At 63.7% G+C, this 16548-nt stretch carries 15 protein-coding genes; 9 read left to right on the top strand and 6 right to left on the bottom strand.

The window, feature by feature from the left end; genetic code table 11:
- Nucleotides 1–9 precede the first annotated feature (9 nt).
- The 3 genes from PSAL_RS07065 (at nucleotide 10) to PSAL_RS07055 (ending at nucleotide 2829) form a co-directional block, all read left to right on the top strand.
- Nucleotides 10–855 carry an ABC transporter permease gene (locus PSAL_RS07065; RefSeq protein ID WP_119838356.1) on the top strand — a complete coding sequence of 282 codons (846 nt, stop codon included), beginning with the start codon at nucleotides 10–12 and terminating at the stop codon, nucleotides 853–855.
- 41 nt (nucleotides 856–896) lie between these two features.
- Nucleotides 897–1895, top strand: a complete 999-nt coding sequence (locus PSAL_RS07060) for an ABC transporter substrate-binding protein (RefSeq protein ID WP_119838355.1) — start codon at nucleotides 897–899, stop codon at nucleotides 1893–1895.
- A 220-nt stretch (nucleotides 1896–2115) separates the two neighbouring features.
- Nucleotides 2116–2829 carry a FadR/GntR family transcriptional regulator gene (locus PSAL_RS07055; RefSeq protein ID WP_119838354.1) on the top strand — a complete coding sequence of 238 codons (714 nt, stop codon included), beginning with the start codon at nucleotides 2116–2118 and terminating at the stop codon, nucleotides 2827–2829.
- A 99-nt stretch (nucleotides 2830–2928) separates the two neighbouring features.
- Here PSAL_RS07055 and PSAL_RS07050 read toward each other — a convergent pair whose 3' ends face one another.
- Nucleotides 2929–3624 carry a DUF1028 domain-containing protein gene (locus PSAL_RS07050; RefSeq protein WP_119838353.1) on the bottom strand — a complete coding sequence of 232 codons (696 nt, stop codon included), beginning with the start codon at nucleotides 3622–3624 and terminating at the stop codon, nucleotides 2929–2931.
- Nucleotides 3625–3728: 104 nt separating this feature from the next.
- Here PSAL_RS07050 and PSAL_RS07045 point away from each other — a divergent pair, with 104 nt between their 5' ends.
- The 4 genes from PSAL_RS07045 (at nucleotide 3729) to PSAL_RS07030 (ending at nucleotide 9325) form a co-directional block, all read left to right on the top strand.
- Nucleotides 3729–5309 carry an ABC transporter substrate-binding protein gene (locus PSAL_RS07045; protein ID WP_119838352.1) on the top strand — a complete coding sequence of 527 codons (1581 nt, stop codon included), beginning with the start codon at nucleotides 3729–3731 and terminating at the stop codon, nucleotides 5307–5309.
- Nucleotides 5310–5507: 198 nt separating this feature from the next.
- Nucleotides 5508–6455 carry an ABC transporter permease gene (locus tag PSAL_RS07040; protein ID WP_119838351.1) on the top strand — a complete coding sequence of 316 codons (948 nt, stop codon included), beginning with the start codon at nucleotides 5508–5510 and terminating at the stop codon, nucleotides 6453–6455.
- Between the two features lie 12 nt (nucleotides 6456–6467).
- Complete coding sequence (locus PSAL_RS07035) at nucleotides 6468–8375, top strand: dipeptide/oligopeptide/nickel ABC transporter permease/ATP-binding protein (RefSeq protein ID WP_119838350.1); 1908 nt, start codon at nucleotides 6468–6470, stop codon at nucleotides 8373–8375.
- The gene (locus PSAL_RS07030) at nucleotides 8372–9325 is read left to right on the top strand and encodes an ABC transporter ATP-binding protein (protein WP_119838349.1); all 954 of its coding nucleotides are present in this window, start codon (nucleotides 8372–8374) and stop codon (nucleotides 9323–9325) included. The genes PSAL_RS07035 and PSAL_RS07030 overlap by 4 nt, the downstream gene beginning before the upstream one ends.
- On the opposite strand, the gene PSAL_RS07025 is transcribed toward PSAL_RS07030, so the two are convergent.
- The 4 genes from PSAL_RS07025 to phaC all read right to left on the bottom strand — a co-directional run bounded on the left by PSAL_RS07025 (nucleotide 9326) and on the right by phaC (nucleotide 13853).
- Nucleotides 9326–10306, bottom strand: coding sequence for a LysR family transcriptional regulator (locus PSAL_RS07025; protein ID WP_119838348.1), 981 nt, complete (start codon nucleotides 10304–10306; stop codon nucleotides 9326–9328).
- A gap of 7 nt (nucleotides 10307–10313) precedes the next feature.
- Nucleotides 10314–10886, bottom strand: a complete 573-nt coding sequence (phaR, locus tag PSAL_RS07020) for a polyhydroxyalkanoate synthesis repressor PhaR (protein ID WP_119838347.1) — start codon at nucleotides 10884–10886, stop codon at nucleotides 10314–10316.
- 398 nt (nucleotides 10887–11284) lie between these two features.
- Nucleotides 11285–11731: a phasin family protein gene (locus tag PSAL_RS07015; RefSeq protein WP_119838346.1), complete on the bottom strand. Its 447-nt coding sequence runs from the start codon at nucleotides 11729–11731 to the stop codon at nucleotides 11285–11287.
- A gap of 313 nt (nucleotides 11732–12044) precedes the next feature.
- Entirely contained in the window at nucleotides 12045–13853 is a 1809-nt protein-coding gene (phaC, locus tag PSAL_RS07010; RefSeq protein ID WP_119838345.1) for a class I poly(R)-hydroxyalkanoic acid synthase, read from the bottom strand.
- A 143-nt stretch (nucleotides 13854–13996) separates the two neighbouring features.
- On the opposite strand from phaC, the gene phaZ reads away from it, so the two are divergent.
- On the top strand, nucleotides 13997–15313 hold the full coding sequence (phaZ, locus tag PSAL_RS07005; protein WP_119838344.1) for a polyhydroxyalkanoate depolymerase: 1317 nt from the start codon (nucleotides 13997–13999) through the stop codon (nucleotides 15311–15313).
- A gap of 80 nt (nucleotides 15314–15393) precedes the next feature.
- On the opposite strand, the gene PSAL_RS07000 is transcribed toward phaZ, so the two are convergent.
- A complete protein-coding gene (locus PSAL_RS07000; protein ID WP_119838343.1) occupies nucleotides 15394–15849 on the bottom strand; it encodes a methylated-DNA--[protein]-cysteine S-methyltransferase in 456 nt (151 codons plus the stop codon).
- Nucleotides 15850–16092: 243 nt separating this feature from the next.
- Here PSAL_RS07000 and PSAL_RS06995 point away from each other — a divergent pair, with 243 nt between their 5' ends.
- Nucleotides 16093–16524: a hypothetical protein gene (locus PSAL_RS06995; protein WP_119838342.1), complete on the top strand. Its 432-nt coding sequence runs from the start codon at nucleotides 16093–16095 to the stop codon at nucleotides 16522–16524.
- The last annotated feature ends 24 nt before the right edge of the window (nucleotides 16525–16548 follow it).

The raw sequence follows: 16548 nt of genomic DNA, 5'->3' as shown, positions 1-16548 counted from the left end.
GGCACGCACATGATCCTTGTCATCGCGGCCTTTCTGATGTGGGCCGGCCTCTGGGCCGTCAACGTGCGCCTTGCCAATGGCCCCGCCGCCAACCGTCAGGCGGTCAAGCTGCTGGTGCCGGTGCTGTTCGGGCTGACCATCCTTGCCATGTGGGAATTGATCGTGCGCGGGCTTCAGGTGCCGCTGGTCATCCTGCCCGCGCCAAGCGTCATTGCCGCCAAGGTGGGCGACAGCCTGCCGATGCTCTGGGGTGATTTCGTGCAAACCTTCGTCAAGGGGGCGCTGTCGGGCTTTGCCATCGGGATCGCGGCTGCCTTCGTGGTGGCGATCCTTGTTGATCGCAGCGATTTTCTGCGCCGGGGCCTGATGCCGGTGGGGTCCTTCCTCGCCGCGCTGCCGATCGTGGGCACCGCACCGATCCTGGTGATGTGGTATGGCTATGACTGGCAATCCAAGGCGGCCGTCGTTGTCGCCATGGTCTTCTTCCCGATGCTGGTGAACATCACTGCCGGCCTGCAGGAAACCACGCAGATGCAACGCGACCAGATGCAAACCTGGGCCGCAAGCTATTGGCAGGGCTTCTGGAAACTCCGGCTGCCCGCTGCCATGCCCTTTGTCTTCAACGGGCTCAAGATCTCCTCGACGCTGGCGCTGATCGGTGCCATCGTTGCGGAATTCTTCGGGTCCCCGATTGCGGGAATGGGCTTTCGGATCTCCGTTTCGGTGGGGCAGCTCTCTCTGGACATGGTCTGGGCCGAGATCTTTGTCGCCGCCCTGGCGGGATCCCTGTTCTACGGGGCGCTGTCCCTGCTGGAGCACTGGGTGACCTTCTGGCACCCGTCGCAAAGACGATAAAAATCAAAGACGACAACAAAAGCAAACTTGGGAGTTATGAAATGAAAAACTGGATCGCAGGGAGCCTCGCGCTTGCCACCGCTGGAACCGGCCTTGCCTCGGGCGCGGCGGCAGAAGAGCTGACGCTGCAGCTGAAATGGGTGACCCAGGCGCAGTTCGCCGGCTATTACGTCGCCGAAGCCAAGGGGTTCTATGACGACGCCGGGCTGGACGTGACGATCAAGGCCGGTGGCCCCGATATCGCGCCCGAGCAGGTGATTGCCGCCGGTGGCGCCGATGTCATCACCACCTGGATGGCCGCGGCCCTGGCCGCGCGCGAACGGGGTGTGCCGCTGGTCAATATCGCCCAGCCCTTCAAGACCGGCGGTCTGCAACTGACCTGCCTGAAATCCAGCGGTATCGAAAGCCCCGAGGATTTCCCTGGCCATACCCTTGGCGTCTGGTTCTTCGGCAACGAATATCCCTTCTATGCCTGGATGGCATCGCTGGGTCTGGCGACCGATGGCTCCGAAGGCGGCGTCACGGTGATCAAGCAGGCCTTCTCGGCCGATCCGCTGATCCAGGGTCAGGCCGATTGCATTTCCACCATGACCTACAACGAATACGGTCAGGTTCTGGATGCCGGCATCAGCGAAGACGAGCTGGTGAACTTCAACTATCTCGACATGGGTTTCGGGATGCTTGAAGACGGTCTTTACGTGCTTGAAGACAAGCTGGAAGACCCCGCCTTTGCCGACGAGATGGCGCGTTTCGTCGCCGCCTCGATGAAGGGCTGGAAATACGCCGAGGAAAACCCCGACGAGGCCGCCGAGATCATCATCGAATTCGACGAGACCGGCGCTCAGACCCTGGAGCATCAGCAATACATGATGGGCCAGGTGGCCAAACTGACCGCAGGCTCCAACGGCGCGCTTGACCCGGCGGATTACGATCAGACCGTGGCGACGCTGCTGTCGGCCGTGTCCGAGGATAACCCCGCGATCACCAAGCAGCCCGAGGGCGCCTATACGATGGCGATCACCGACGTCGCGCTGGACTGATCCGCTGGACTGATCCGCTGGACTGATCCGGCGCAATCGCGACCGTGGAATGACGAAAGGGCCGGGCATTGTGTCCCGGCCCTTTTCTTGCCATCCTCGCAGGCCATCCGTGCCCCGGTGAGGCGGGCAGGCAGGACCGGCCCCGGCAGGGCGTCATGGCAGGAGAAAGACCCTGAAGGACCCGGAAAAGAAGCCCGGCGCACAGCGTCGGTCGCGCCCCGTGCAGGTCGCCGACCAGATCAAGGATTGGGTCGTCGAGCAGGGGCTGCGCATGGGCGACCGCCTGCCGGGCGAGGCCGAGATGATCGCGCGGTTTGGCATGTCCAAGGGCACGATCCGCGAGGCCATGCGCATTCTGGAGGCGCAGGGCCTGGTCAAGACCCGCACCGGTCCGGGCGGCGGCAGTTTCGTTCACGAGGTCTCGGGGGAACGGGCGCGGGCCCTGTTGGGCAATTATTTCTATTTCCGCGATCTGACGCTGAAGGATATCTACCAGTTGCGCCGTTTGCTGGAGCCGGAGTTGGCGGCGAGTCTGGCCGGGCGGCTGGATGCCGCGCAACTGGCGGCGCTGGATCAGGTGATCGCCACCTATGCGATGCCGTCCCGCAGCCCGGAGGAAGAGCGCGAACAGCAGGTGCAATCCCTGCGCTTTCATCAGCATCTGGCGGAATACGCCGAGAACGAGCTTCTGGGGTTCATCATCGGTTTCATGGCGCAGATCCTGTCGGATCTGACGGTCTATCGGCGGCTTTACGAGCCGGTGAACCATGAGCTTTGGGCGCGGGGGCGGGCCTATCACGTCGAGCTTGTCGCGGCCCTTCGGGCCGGGGACGGGCCGCGTGCGCGCCAGGTGATGGGCGATCACATGGCCACCGCCGAGGCCTTGATGGAAGGTCAGGAAGAACTGATGCTCAAGCGGTTCCTGAGCGCTTAAGGGGCGGGCCTTGCGCCAGTGTTGTTTGCGGCAGGGGGCGCTGCCCCCTCGCGACAGGTCGCTCACCCCCGGGATATTTGGAACAGGGAAACGATTGGATCAGGTCTCCGGCGCGAGGCGGGCGATGTCGGCGGCGCTCGGGGCGGCCTGGGGATGTGTCCGGGTCGGGACGAGGCGACTCCATTCCGCGTAGGTGCCGGTGGTGGCGCGCCGGTGCAGGCGGTCGAGGTCGGCGAGCGGCGTGGTTGAATGGTCGATCCGTAGCGAAAGCGGCGGCATCTCGGGGCCGAGGCAGAGCAGGGCGGCAGAGAGCAGGCCACGGGAATCGCTGCCTGCTTTTTCAGCCGCGGCGAGGGTGGCGAGGAGGCGCGTCGTGAAGTGCCCCGGTGTCGAGGTCCAGGTTTCGGCCATGGCGTCGAGGATCGATTCGCTGGTCAGCATGTTGCCGGCGACGATGAAATCCGTTTCGGCGCGGTGGTTGCAGGCCGGGACCGAGGCCGATCCGGTGAAGCCCGCCGTGGTGCCTGTGATGTCGAGAGCCGAAAGTTGCCGATGGGCGCGGCCGCTGTCGGGGTTCGTGACCTGCGCGACGGCCTGTGCTGCGGTCCGGCCCGCAGCCATTTCGTCCAACACAGCCTCGCCCCAGAGGGTCGAAGGCGCCGTGCCCTGGCTGGCGGAGAGGCCTGCGCCGAGCCGCCCGCGCAGCACCCAGCCGCCGACGCAGAGCGAACCTGTCGCCGCGGCGCCGCCGATCCTGCCTGTTTCCGCATCACGGGCGAGAATGGAAAAGGTCATGAAGATCCCCCGTCTGACTTGCCTCTTGAATTTATCATGAAAATTTGGATGACTTCAATTTATCATGATTAATAAATGAAGCCCGCGAGACATAGGAGTGGCTCATGACACAGGGAATTCTTGGATGGACCCGCAGGGGAGTCCTTGCCGGAGGCGTGGCCTTGCTGGCCCTGGGCGCAGGCGGCCCGGTGGCCGCGCAGACGCCGCCCGGGGTGCTTGTGGTGGGGCAGGTGGCAGAGCCGAAGTCCCTGGACCCGGCGGCGGATACCGCGGTCAATGATTTCCGCATCCTGCTGAACATGTATGACGGGCTTGTGCGCTACAAGTCCGGTACGCTGGAGGTCGAGCCGGCGCTGGCGACAGGCTGGGAGATCAGCGAGGACGGCACCGTCTATACCTTCCATCTGCGCGAAGGGGTCACGTTCCACGATGGATCGGCCTTCGATGCGGAAGCGGTGAAGTTCAACTTCGACCGGATGCTGGACGAGGGGCATCCCTATCACGACACCGGGCCCTTCCCGCTGGCCTTCTTCTTTTCCTCGGTCGAAGAGGTGGCGGTGATTGACGCGGCGACGGTCGAATTTACCCTGAGTGCGCCCTATGCGCCCTTCCTGTCGAACCTGGCCTATCCGACCGGGCTGATCGTTTCACCCGAGGCCGTCGCGGCCGGCGGCGCCGATTTCGGGCGCAACCCGAGCGGCACCGGCCCCTACAAGTTCGTGGAATGGCAATCCAACACTCATGTGATCCTGGAAAAGAATGCCGATTACTGGGATGGCGAGCCGGGGCTGGACACAGTCGTCTTCCGCCCGATCACCGACAGCAATACCCGCACCGCCGAGATGCTGGCCGGGGGGATCGACCTGATGGTCGAGGTGCCGCCCGTTTCCCTGGGCGAATTTGGAGGTGAAGCGTTCCAGGTCTATGAGCAGGCGGGGCCACATGTCTGGTTCCTGATCCTGAATGCCAAGGAAGGGCCCTTTGCCGAAAAGCTGGTGCGTCAGGCGGCGAATTACGCGGTGAACAAGACGGCACTGGTTGAAAACGTGCTGGAAGGGACGGCCGAAGTTGCGGCCGGTCCGACGCCGCCGGCCTTTGCATGGGCCTATAACGAGGATCTCGAGCCCTATCCCTATGATCCCGAAAAGGCCAAGTCCCTGCTGGCCGAAGCCGGGGTCGAGGCGCCGGAGGTGAAGTTCTTTGTCACTGAAGGCGGGTCGGGCATGCTGGATCCGATCGCCATGGGCACCGCGATCCAGGCGGACCTGGAGGCCGTTGGATTCGATGTCACCATCGAGACCTATGAGTGGAACACCTTCCTTGGTGAGGTGAACCCCGGTCTGGAAGGCAAGGCGGACATGGCGGAGATGGCCTGGATGACCAACGATCCCGACACTCTGCCATACCTGGCGCTGCGCACGGATGCCTTCCCGGACAAGGGTGGCTTCAATTCCGGCTATTATTCCAACCCGGAGGTCGACAGCCTGCTGGAACAGGCGCGGGTGGCGACGGATCAGGAAGACCGCGCAGCGCTTTACAAGCAGATGCAGGTCATCGTGCAGGAAGATGCGCCTTGGGTCTTTGTTGCCAACTGGAAGCAGAATGCCGTGTCGAGCGATGCGGTCGAAGGGCTTGAGCTGGAGCCATCGTTCTTTCTGTTGCTGAAGGACGTGGTGAAGAACTGAACCAGCGGATCGGACCGGGTGAACCGGTCCGATCTGCGCGCCGCCGGACGGCGGCGCGCTGCCTCCGGCGGGAGTATTCCGGGCCAGATGGGGGAAGCCGGCGGGCTTTTGCATCTGGTGGTCGGGACTGTGCTGCAAGCCCCGGACAGATGGACGAAGCAATAGCGGGATGGCGGATGTCCCAGCAAGGAGAAGCCCATGACCGGCTACATTCTGAAGCGCCTTGTCTCCGCCATTCCGGTCTTGCTGGGGATCACGGTGATCGTCTTTCTGATCATGGCGATGATCCCCGGCGACCCCGCATTGGCGATCCTGGGCAGTTACGCAACCCCCGACAATGTCGCCAAGCTGAACCGGGATCTGGGGTTGGACGAGCCGCTTTTGGCGCGCTATTTCATCTGGCTCGGCAATATGCTGCGGGGGGATTTCGGTACCAGTTTCGCCCTGAACCGGCCGGTGTTGGACGAGGTGCTGGAACGCTTCGGGGCGACTTTGTTGCTGGCGGGGGTGTCCTTTGTGCTTTGCGCCATTCTGGGGATCGCCGCCGGGGTGGTCAGCGCAGCGCGCCAATATGGCTGGGCCGACAGGGGGATTACCTTTGCGGTACTGCTGGGGATTTCTATCCCGAGCTTCTTTCTTGGCATGATGATGATCCTGATCTTTGCCGTGCGCCTGCGCTGGTTCCCGGTATCGGGGATGAAGATGGCCTATGGCGGCGGCGGGGTCGGAGATGTTCTGAACCATCTGGTGATGCCGTCGCTGGCGCTGGCCGTGGTGGCGACGGGGGTCGTGGCGCGGCTGTCCCGCTCTGCCATGCTGGAGGTGCTGCGCCAGGATTTCATCCGCACCGCACGGGCCAAGGGCGTCGGTGAGGGCCGGGTGATATGGGGCCATGCCCTGCGCGCCGCCATGGTCAACATCATCCCGGTGCTGGGTATCCAGGCGGGCTTTGTCCTGTCTGGCGCGGTCTATATCGAGATGGTGTTTCAATGGCCCGGCATCGGCCGGATGCTGGTGGATGCGATCCTGAAGCGGGACATCCTTCTGGTGCAGGGCGGGGTGGTCTTTGTCGCCGCCTGCTACGTGCTTTTCAATATCGCGGTGGACGTGGCGCAAAGCCTTCTCGACCCGCGGATCAAGACCTGAGGGGCGGGCGGCATGGCACAATTCCTGACACTTCTGCTGCGCAACCGACTGGCGGCGGCAGGCGGTGTTCTTCTGACGATGGTTGTCCTGCTGGCGCTGGCGGTGCCGGTGCTGCCGCTGCAGGCGCCCAATGTCACCGACACGGCGAACCGGTTCCTGACCCCGCTGGCCGAAGGGCATCTGCTGGGCACCGATCACCTTGGTCGCGACCTGCTTAGCCGGCTGTTGTGGGGCACAAGGCTAAGCCTTGCCGTGGGCTTCGCGGCGGCGATCTTTGCCGCCTTCTTCGGGGCTGCCATCGGCATCATAGCGGGCTATTTCGGCGGGCGCACTGACAACCTGATCATGCGGGCCGTCGATATGTTGATGGCCTTTCCCTATATCCTTCTGGCGCTGGCGATCGTCGCCGCCTTGGGGCCGGGCCTTGGAAATGCGCTGATCGCCGTGGCGGCCGTCAACGTGCCCTTCTTTGCCCGCAACATCCGCGGCATCACCGTTGGCCTTGCGCACAAGGAATTCGTCGATGCGGCACGTCTGGCCGGGCTGGGCCACACCCGCATCATCCTGACCGAGATCCTGCCAAACGTGCTGCCGGTGATCGTCATTGCCATGTCCACCACCATCGGGTGGATGATCCTGGAAACCGCCGGGCTGAGCTTTCTCGGGCTTGGTTCGCAGCCGCCGCAGGCCGATCTTGGCAGCATGTTGGGCGAGGCGCGCTCGGCGCTGATCACAAATCCGCATACCTCCGTGGTGCCCGGTGCGATGATCCTGATCATCGTGATGGGGATCAACCTGCTGGGCGACGGGGTGCGCGACGCGCTTGACCCGCGGCTGCGGTCGGGCGCGCTGACCCGGCCCCGTCCGACGACCCGCGTTGATCGCAATGGCCCGGTACCCGAGGCCGAAAGGGACGGGGCCATCCTGTCGCTGCAGAACCTGCATACCCAGTTCCACGTCAAGAACCGGGTCTACAAGGCCGTGGGCGGTGTCAGCCTGAAGGTGAAGCCCGGCGAATGCCTTGGCGTGATCGGCGAAAGCGGGTCGGGCAAATCGGTCACCGCGCTCAGCATCATGGGGCTGGTGGCCTCGCCCCCCGGCGTGATCACCGGCGGGGCGGTGCGCTACCGGGGCGAGGACCTGGTGGGCGCGCCTTATGAGGCCTTGCGGCGGCTGCGCGGGGACCGTGTCGCCTATATCTTTCAGGATCCGCTGGCGACACTGCACCCGCTTTACAAGGTCGGGGACCAGCTGGCCGAGGCGATCCGGGTTCATCATCCCATTCCGAAGGCCCAGGCCTGGGCCCGAGCCATCGCGCTGCTGAAACAGGTGCGCATCCCCAATCCCGAAAGCCGCGCGGGCAGCTATCCGCACGAGATGTCGGGGGGCATGCGCCAGCGGGTCGGTATCGCCATGGCGCTTGCCAATGACCCGGATGTGATCATCGCCGATGAACCGACGACCGCGCTGGATGTGACCGTGCAGGCGCAGATCCTGTCACTGCTGGATGACCTGCGGCGGGATCGGGGGCTGGCCATCGTCTTTATCACCCATGATTTCGGTGTGGTGGCCCAGCTTTGCGACCGGGTGGCGGTGATGTATGCGGGCCGGATCGTCGAAACCGGGCCAACGCAGGCCGTCCTGGCGACACCGGCGCATCCCTATAGCGCACGGCTGATCGCCTGCGTGCCGGAACTGGGCGCCGGGCGACGGCGGCTGGAGGCGATCCCGGGCTTGCCCCCGGCGGTGGACCGGCTGGAGGCGGGCTGTGCCTTTGCGCCCCGCTGCCTGAAGACGCGCGCTGAATGCCGCGCGGGCGAGATCGCGCTGAAGGGGCCTGCGAACAGCCCCGATACGGATCGTGAGGTGCGCTGCCTTTACCCCGAAACCGCTGCCGTTTCAGAAAGGGACATGCCATGACCGAGGTTCTGAAGCTTGAGCAACTGACCAAGACGTTTCCCGTCGGCAAGCGCCTTTTCGGGACGCCGCGCGGGATGGTTCATGCGGTGCGCCCCGTGGATCTGGTTGTGCAGAAGGGCGAGACCCTGGGCATCGTCGGGGAATCGGGATGCGGGAAATCGACCCTGGCGCGGATGCTGGTCGGTCTGCTGACCCCGACGGGCGGGCGGATCGAGATCAACGGCACCCCGCTGGATACGGCCGACCCCGCCGCCTTCGGCAAGAAGATCCAATACGTGTTTCAGGACCCGATCAGCTCTCTCAATCCGCGCAAGACCATACGGCAGGTGATGGAGGCGCCGCTGAAGCGCCTGCATGGCATGGACCGCGCCGAACGGAGCCGGCGGATCAGCGAGATCTTCGCTGCCGTGAACCTGCGCGAAGAGTTCCTGGACCGTTATCCGCATGAATTTTCCGGTGGGCAGGCACAGCGGATCGGCATTGCGCGGGCCCTGGCGGCCGAGGCCGATATCCTGATCCTGGACGAACCCGTCTCGGCGTTGGATGTCAGCGTGCAGGCGCAGGTGCTGAACCTGCTGGCCGATCTGAAGGTGCAGCTTGGGCTGACCTATCTGTTCATCAGCCATGACCTTGCGGTGGTCGAGGCGGTCTCGGACCGCGTGGCGGTGCTTTACTTCGGCGCGGTGGTCGAAATCGGCCCGGCAGCCGGGATCTTTCGCGCTCCAAGGCATCCCTATACCCGGCTATTGGCCGACAGCGCCCCGGTCGTGGGCCGTGCCCTGAGCGCGCCAGAGGGACGAGAGACGGAATTGCCCGATCCGCTGAACCCGCCGCCCGGCTGCGCCTTCAAGGCGCGTTGCCCCCGTGCGACCGAACGATGCGCCGAAGCGCCGCCGGCGTTGGGGCACGAAAACGGAAGTCACGCGGTGGCCTGCTATCACCCGCTTTGATCACCCGCTTTTTTCGGGGGCAATGCGGACCGAGCTTTCCAGCCAGGGCAGGTCGGCCGGATCCGGCTCGGCGGCCATGTCGCGCAGCAGGGCGCGCAGATCCGTTGCGAGGCGGGCGGGCACATCCTCCAACAACCCGGCGCGGGCGGTCAGCACGATGTGGCGCGACAGCGGTGCAAAGGGCAGGGGATGGATTTCCAGCCGCGACAGGAACTGGCGCGCGCGCAGCAGCGCCAGGGGCGGCAGGATCGTCCAGCCGGTACCGCCGCGCACCAGCGCCAGGATTGCGTGATAGCTGTCCAGTTCAAAGCGGTGATCAAGCTTCAGGTTCTGCTGCGCCAGATGCGTGGCGATCAGCCGCCCCATGTAATGCCGCGTCGTGTACTGGATCATCGGCAGGGATTTCAGTTGCCCCAGGATGTCCTGCGCCGGGTCGATCGTGCCGCGCCGGGTGGCGACGACGAAATCCTCGGTCAGGATCGGATGGGTCTCGGCCCAATCGGCGGGCGCGCCCATCTCGGCGGCGACCACCACGTCCAGTGCCTGGGCATCGAGCTGATCATGCAGCAGATGGCTGGCCCCGGTTTCCAGCAGGAACCGGCAATCGCTCAGTACCCCGGCCAAGCGGGTCAGCAGGCGCGGGGTTATGTCGGCCTCGAAATCCTCGATCACGCCAAGGCGCAGCCGGGTCAGGGCCGGGCCGCCGCTCAGCGCCAGTTCGGCGCGGGCCTGGGCGGCTTCGTTCAGGATGGTTGCGGCGCGGCGGCGAAAGGCCTCTCCGGCGCGGGTCAGCTGGATGGGGCGGGCCGAGCGCAGCAAAAGCTCTGCGTCCAGCGCAGTTTCGAGGTTGGTCAATTGCTGCGACACAGCCGAGGGGCTGGCCCCCAGACGCCGGGCCGCGGCCGAGATCGAGCGTTCCTCGGCCGTGGCGACAAAGACCTCGATCCCCCACAGGGTGATCCGTCCGGGACTGCCGGTCATCGCCCCGTCAGCTTATCTTGTTGAGTTTCTGCTGAAGCTCGGCAAGTTGCCTCTTGATGGTCTCAAGATCGTCCTTGCCCGATGACGAGGCCCCGGAACCGGGCGCGCCATCCTCGGGGGACGGGCCGCTCCAATTGCCGGACAAACCGCCGGTCATCGCCTTCATGAAGGCTTCCTGCTGCGCGGCCATGGCATCGAAGCCGGGCATGTTGGCCATCATCGGGTTGAGCGTGGACATGTTTTCCATGACCTTGGACTGACCATCGCGCAGCATCTCGAAGGAGGCCGCTAGGAACTGCGGCACCACCGATCCGGCGTTGGTGGTATAAGAGCGCACCAGATCCGTCAGCACATTCAGCGGCAGGACGTTTTCGCCCCGGCTTTCATGCTCTGCGATGATCTGCAGCAGGTATTGCCGCGTCAGGTCGTCGCCGGATTTCAGATCGACGATCTGGACCTCGCGGCCTTCGCGGATGAAGCCCGCGATATCCTCGAGCGTCACGTAATCACTTGTCTCGGTATTGTAGAGCCGCCTGGACGCGTAGCGTTTGATCAGCAGCGGGGCGTTGGTATCAGCCACAAGTCAACCCTCCCGAAGGTGCAGTGCTGCAGTGCAGCCTAAGGCACCATTGTGCAAAATGAAAGCACAGTAACGCCCTGTCACCACGCAATCTTTGGAATACTGCAGCTGCATTCGGGCTGCCCTGGCGGAAGGGGGGTGAACCCTGCGCCGTGGTATGGATCGGTCATGCCGGTTGTCATGGGCCGCATTTCCGGACCAAAAAACGCCCCGGACCGAGGGGGCCGGGGCGTCTGTCGATCCGCGGGGATCGATCGTTGGTCGCGTCGGACGAAATAGGACGGGTCCGAAGACCCGCCCTTCCTATTCGCGCCCCGGATCATTCAAGGGGAGGAGCACCAGGAGCGCTAAATAACTTGGTGGCCCGCAGCGCTGACGACGCGGGCCTGAACCCTGTATCAGTTGCTGGTCGAGGCCTTCTTGGCCGCCGTGGTGGCGTCCTTGGTGGCCTTCTGAACCGCTGCCGAAGCTTCTTCGGTCATGTCCTTGCCGGCAGCCATCATCAGTTCGACGGTGTCGGTTTGGACTTTCTTGGCGATCTCGGCGAAGGACGCCATGTTCTCGGCCGACATCTCTGCATAGGCCGAAGCGAAATCGGTCATCGCCTTGGCATAATCCGCAGGATCGGATTTCGCCTTGGACAGTTCGGTGATCTTGGACAGGGTATCCTTGGTCCACTTGGTGGTCAGCTCGGCGGATTTCTCGGCGGCGTCGATTGCGACGGCCGAAAGTTTTTCGCCCAGATCAGCTTGTGTCTTGAAGGCTTCGTCCATGGAGGACGTGTCGACAGGGAAAGCGCCCATGAAGTCTTTCATGATTGCGTTGAAATCTTGGGTCTTGGCCATTGGTCCATCCTCTTCTGGTATCTGAACGCCCCGGTGAGCCTGGGGTCGTTCCCGATTCTTCATGACAGAGTATGAATGCTGCAGTGCAGCAAATCAAGGTTTTTCTGCGTTGCAGCGAAAGCCGGCCCAGGAACAGGGCGCCAACGGCCCGCGGCATCCGCCTCCGCGCGTGTGGGCGGTGCCCCCGCGCGATGGCCGCCGCGCGCGGCGAAGCCCTTGACCGCGCTGTCTTTCCAGGTGCCCCGGGGCAGGGGCGTGCGACCTGCCGACATGGGTCCACCCCTATGGATTGCGTCTGTGTGAAGTTTTCGCGTCAAGCGGGCAGGGGCGCGCGGGCATAGGTGCCCGGCGCGGGGCAAAGCGGCGGATGGTCTGCGTCGCCCGGTTGGCGGGCCGGGACCATGTCGCCTGACCGCGCAGTCAGCCACTCGCCCCAGCGCGGCCACCAGGAGCCGGGGGTGAAGCTGGCGCCATCCCACCATTCCTCGGCCGTCGGGGGCAGGGCGGGGTTCACGTAGTGGCCGTATTTCTTCTTCGACGGCGGGTTCACGATCCCGGCGATATGACCTGATTGCGATACGATGAAGGTCCTGTCCGTGGTGCTGGTCGCCTGAAAGCCGCGATAGGCCGATTTCCAGGCCGCGATATGATCGGTCTCGCAGGTGATGGCGCAGACCGGCAGATCCACGTCGCGCACATGCAGGGTCTCGCCAAGGATCTCGATCCCGGTGGTGGTGAACAGGTTGCGCTGACACAGCAGGCGCAGGTATTGCACCGCCATACGGGCGGGCAGGTTGGTGCCGTCGCCGTTCCAGAACAACAGATCGAAGGCAGGCGGGGTTTCCCCCATCATGTAGGACCGGATCGCGGGCCGGTAGATCAGGTCGTTGGAGCGCAGGAACGAAAAGGTGCGCGCCATGATGTTGCTGCGCATGATCCCGGCCTCGGTGACCTCGGCTTCGATCCCGTCAACAAAGTCGTCCTGCAGGAAGGGCGTGAAATCTCCCTGGTCCGAGAAATCCGTCAGGGTGGTAAAGAAGGTCGCGGAGTTGACCGAGGTATCGCCGCGCTTCTTCAGCAAGGCCAGCGTCAGGTGCAGCAAGGTGCCCCCGATGCAATAGCCGACGGTATTGACCTTCTCTTCGCCGGTGATCGCCTTCACCTCCCGGATCGCCTCGAGAAAGCCTTCCTGAATGTATTCCTCCAGCCCGATATCGGCATAGCCGCGGTCCGGGTTCACCCAGGACACCACGAACAGCGTATACCCCTGTTCGGTAATCCAGCGGATCAGAGAATTCTTCTCCTTCAGGTCGAGTATGTAGAACTTGTTTATCCAGGGCGGAAACAGGATCAGCGGCGTGGCATGGACCTGTTCGGTCAGCGGCGCATATTGGATGATCTCCATCATGCGGTTGCGATAGATGACCTGCCCGTCCGAGGTCGCGACATTCTCGCCCAGCCGAAAGGCGGTGTCGTCCGCCAGCCGGACCAGCATTTCGCCGTGATTGTGTTCAAGATCCGCGACCAGGTTTTCCAGCCCCTTCACCAGGCTTTCGCCATCGGTTTCCAGCGCACGTTCCAGGGCATCGGGGTTGGTGGCCAGGAAATTCGTCGGCGCCATCATGTCGATGATCTGATCGGCGAAATAGCGCAGCCGGGTCTTTTCCAGCGGCGCCAGATCCTCTGAATCCTCGACCGCATCGGCGATGGCGCGGGCGTTCAGCTGGTACTGCTGCTTGATGAAGTTGAAATAGGGATGGCTTTTCCAAAGCGGGTTGGCAAAGCGGGGATCGTCGGGGCCGTCATCCTCGGGTGCCTGAATTTTACCCTCTGCCAGGGCGGTCTGTGCCTTCAGGAAATGCTGGACCGATTCCCCCCAGAAAGACAGTTGGTGTTCAAAGATCCGCGCCGGATTGTGCAGCATTTCGGTCCAGTAGGCCCCGGCGGCTCGGGTGAAAAGCGTGGGATCCGGCCCGTTTAGCGCCGCCCGAGCAGGATGCTTTTGCTGTAGTGCAGCAAGAAATCGTTGTGTCAGACCGTCGAGCCGTTCCAAGTTTTCACTTAGTTTTTCGAGGTTCTCGCCCGAGTCCGTTGAAATATCACCGGTCTCTTGTGTTGTCATGTTAACGATTTCCCCCTATTTTCTGCTTTGCAGCATATGGCGCAGCAGCAATACGTGTTACGTCCTGTGCAAACCTCGTCCGGGCAGTGGTCCGGGCAGAACCGGTCCGCTTCGGTCGCCGGGTTCCTATGAAGGAGACACAGATGCGTTTCATGGCAAGCTACGACCTTATGGAGACGATGCGCAACACGCAGCAATGGCTCGGTGCCTCTGCGTCCAGCCTCGGCTCCTACCCGGCCTTCGCACTGGTGCCCAATCCGGCTTTGACGATGATGTCCGCCTGGGGCGAGGTGACAGAGCGTGCTTTCAAGCGGATGGTGACCAAGCCGGGCTGGAACATTCATTCGGTGGCCTGCGCGGACGGGCGTGATCACCTGATCTCGATCGAGAAAGTGATCGAACGTCCCTTCGGCGACCTGATCCATTTCGAGGTGCAGGGCCGCGAGACGATGCCGCGCAAGGTGCTGCTGGTGGCGCCGATGTCCGGCCATTACGCGACCCTCCTGCGGTCCACGGTGGTCTCGCTGCTGCCCGACTGCGAAGTCTACATCACCGATTGGCACAATGCCCGCGACATCCCGGTCAGCGAAGGCAAGTTCGACGTCGAGGATTACACGCTCTACCTTGTCGATTTCATGAAGGAGCTGGGACCGGACGTGAACGTCATCGCCGTCTGCCAGCCCGCGCCGCTGACCCTTGCGGCCACGGCCTATCTGGCGGAGATCGACCCCGATGCCCAGCCCAGCACCCTGACCCTGATCGGTGGCCCGATCGATCCGGATGCCACCCCGACAGAAGTCACGGATTTCGGCAACCGCGTTTCGATGGGCCAATTGGAAGAGACGATGATCCAGCGGGTCGGGGCCAAGTACAAGGGGATCGGGCGGCGCGTCTATCCCGGCCTGTTGCAGCTGCAATCCTTCATCACCATGAACCTCGATCGCCATTCCAAGGCATTCTCGGAACAGATCTTCCGTGTTTCGCGCGGGGAATCCACCGACGGCGATCCGCACAACCGCTTTTACGATGAATACCTGGCGGTGATGGACATGACGGCCGAATTCTACCTGTCGACGGTGGAGCGGATCTTCAAGCATTCCGAGATCGCATCGAACACCTTCACCATCAACGGCCATCAGGTCGATATCGGCAAGATCACCGCTGTGGCCGTCAAGACGGTCGAAGGCGCCAATGACGACATCTCGGCGCCTGGCCAATGTGTCGCGGCGCTGGATCTGCTGACGGGTCTGGCGGATGAAAAGAAGGCCAGCCACCTGGAACCGGGCGCGGGGCATTACGGCATCTTCGCCGGCTCGTCCTGGCGCAACAACATCCGCCCGCTGGTGCTTGAGTTCATCGACCAGAACGCCGCCAAGCCCAAGCCCGAGGCAAAGGCGGCTCCGGCCGAAAAGCCCAAGAAGGCCGGTGGCCAGCCCAACCTGACGGCGGTAAATTCCTGAACGCGCCGCGCGGCACGTGGAGTGGACGGAAACGGCCCCCCTGTGGGGCCTTTTTCATTCGCGCGCCTGGGGTGTCGCGCTCAGATCAGCAGGGAGGCCGCGCCTTCGTGTTTCAAAAGCTGCACCTTGGTCTCGACCCCGCCATCGCCGGAGAACCCGCCAAGGCCGCTGGCCCCCAGCACCCGGTGGCAGGGGATCAGCAACGGCAGGGGATTGGCGCCGCAGGCCTGCCCGATGGCCTGGGGCGGGCGGCCGAGGGCGCTCGCGATCTGCCCATAGGTCCGGGTTTCGCCAAAGGGGATCGCGCGCATTTCGGCGCAAACGGCCTGCACCAGATCAGAGGCCTCTACACGCATGGGCAGGTGGAAATCGCGGCGGGCACCGGCGAAATATGCCGCCAGCTGTGCGCCCGCGTCTTCCAGCAGGGCCGAGCCCCCGTCGCAAGGCCGCGCCTGCCAGGACAGGGCCGTCAGCGCGCCCGCCTCTTCGGTCAGGAACAGCGGCCCCAATGGGCTTTCTATGCGAATTGTCGGCATGAAGGGCCCCCAGGCGGATCGTTTTCCGGGATATTCCCCCGGATGGTCGCGAAATCTTAGCCACCTTCCTGCCAGATCAGCGGGCCGAAGTCGCCCCGAGATGCCGGTTTCCCCGAAAATATGGCTCGCGACGTTTCTGAAACGGTTCAGCGTTTAAGATGGCGGTAAGATTTGTGACCAAGACTGAAATGACGCCATGGTCCCCTTTGATGCGTGGACCAAGAAACGGATGGAGCGTTCCAGATGACGGATCTTCTTTTTTCCGCCCGTCCAGTAACCCCGACCGAAGTTCGGGCAGTGCCGACGGGCAAGGAGGCCAACCCGGCCGCCATGCAGGACCCGGCCGGGGCAATGCCCCCGGTGCAGGCCCCCGAGGAACTTGAAAAGGCCGGGCTGCAACCGCTGCCCCTGCCGGAACGACGGCCCATTCTGGCGCTGGCTGCGGCCGAAGACGGCGATGGAGAGGTCGCGCTGCAGGTCAGACCGGACGAGGACCGCGCGGCCGTGACCCTTCAGCATCCGTCCCGCGTCGATCCCATGAGCCTGTTTCAGGGGCTGATCGCCTCGGCCGCGCAAAGCGGGGCCAAGGCACCGGGCACCTCTGCACGGCTATATGCGCTGGTGCAGCAGATCTATTCGGTGATGGAAGGCGCACAGCAAAGCTCGGTCCACTAGATCCTACCGCAGTGCGACCCCTGT

Source organism: Pseudooceanicola algae, assembly GCF_003590145.2.
GTDB lineage: Bacteria > Pseudomonadota > Alphaproteobacteria > Rhodobacterales > Rhodobacteraceae > Pseudooceanicola > Pseudooceanicola algae.
Note: the sequence above shows the minus strand (reverse complement) of the source record. Positions and strands in the feature narration are given on the sequence as shown.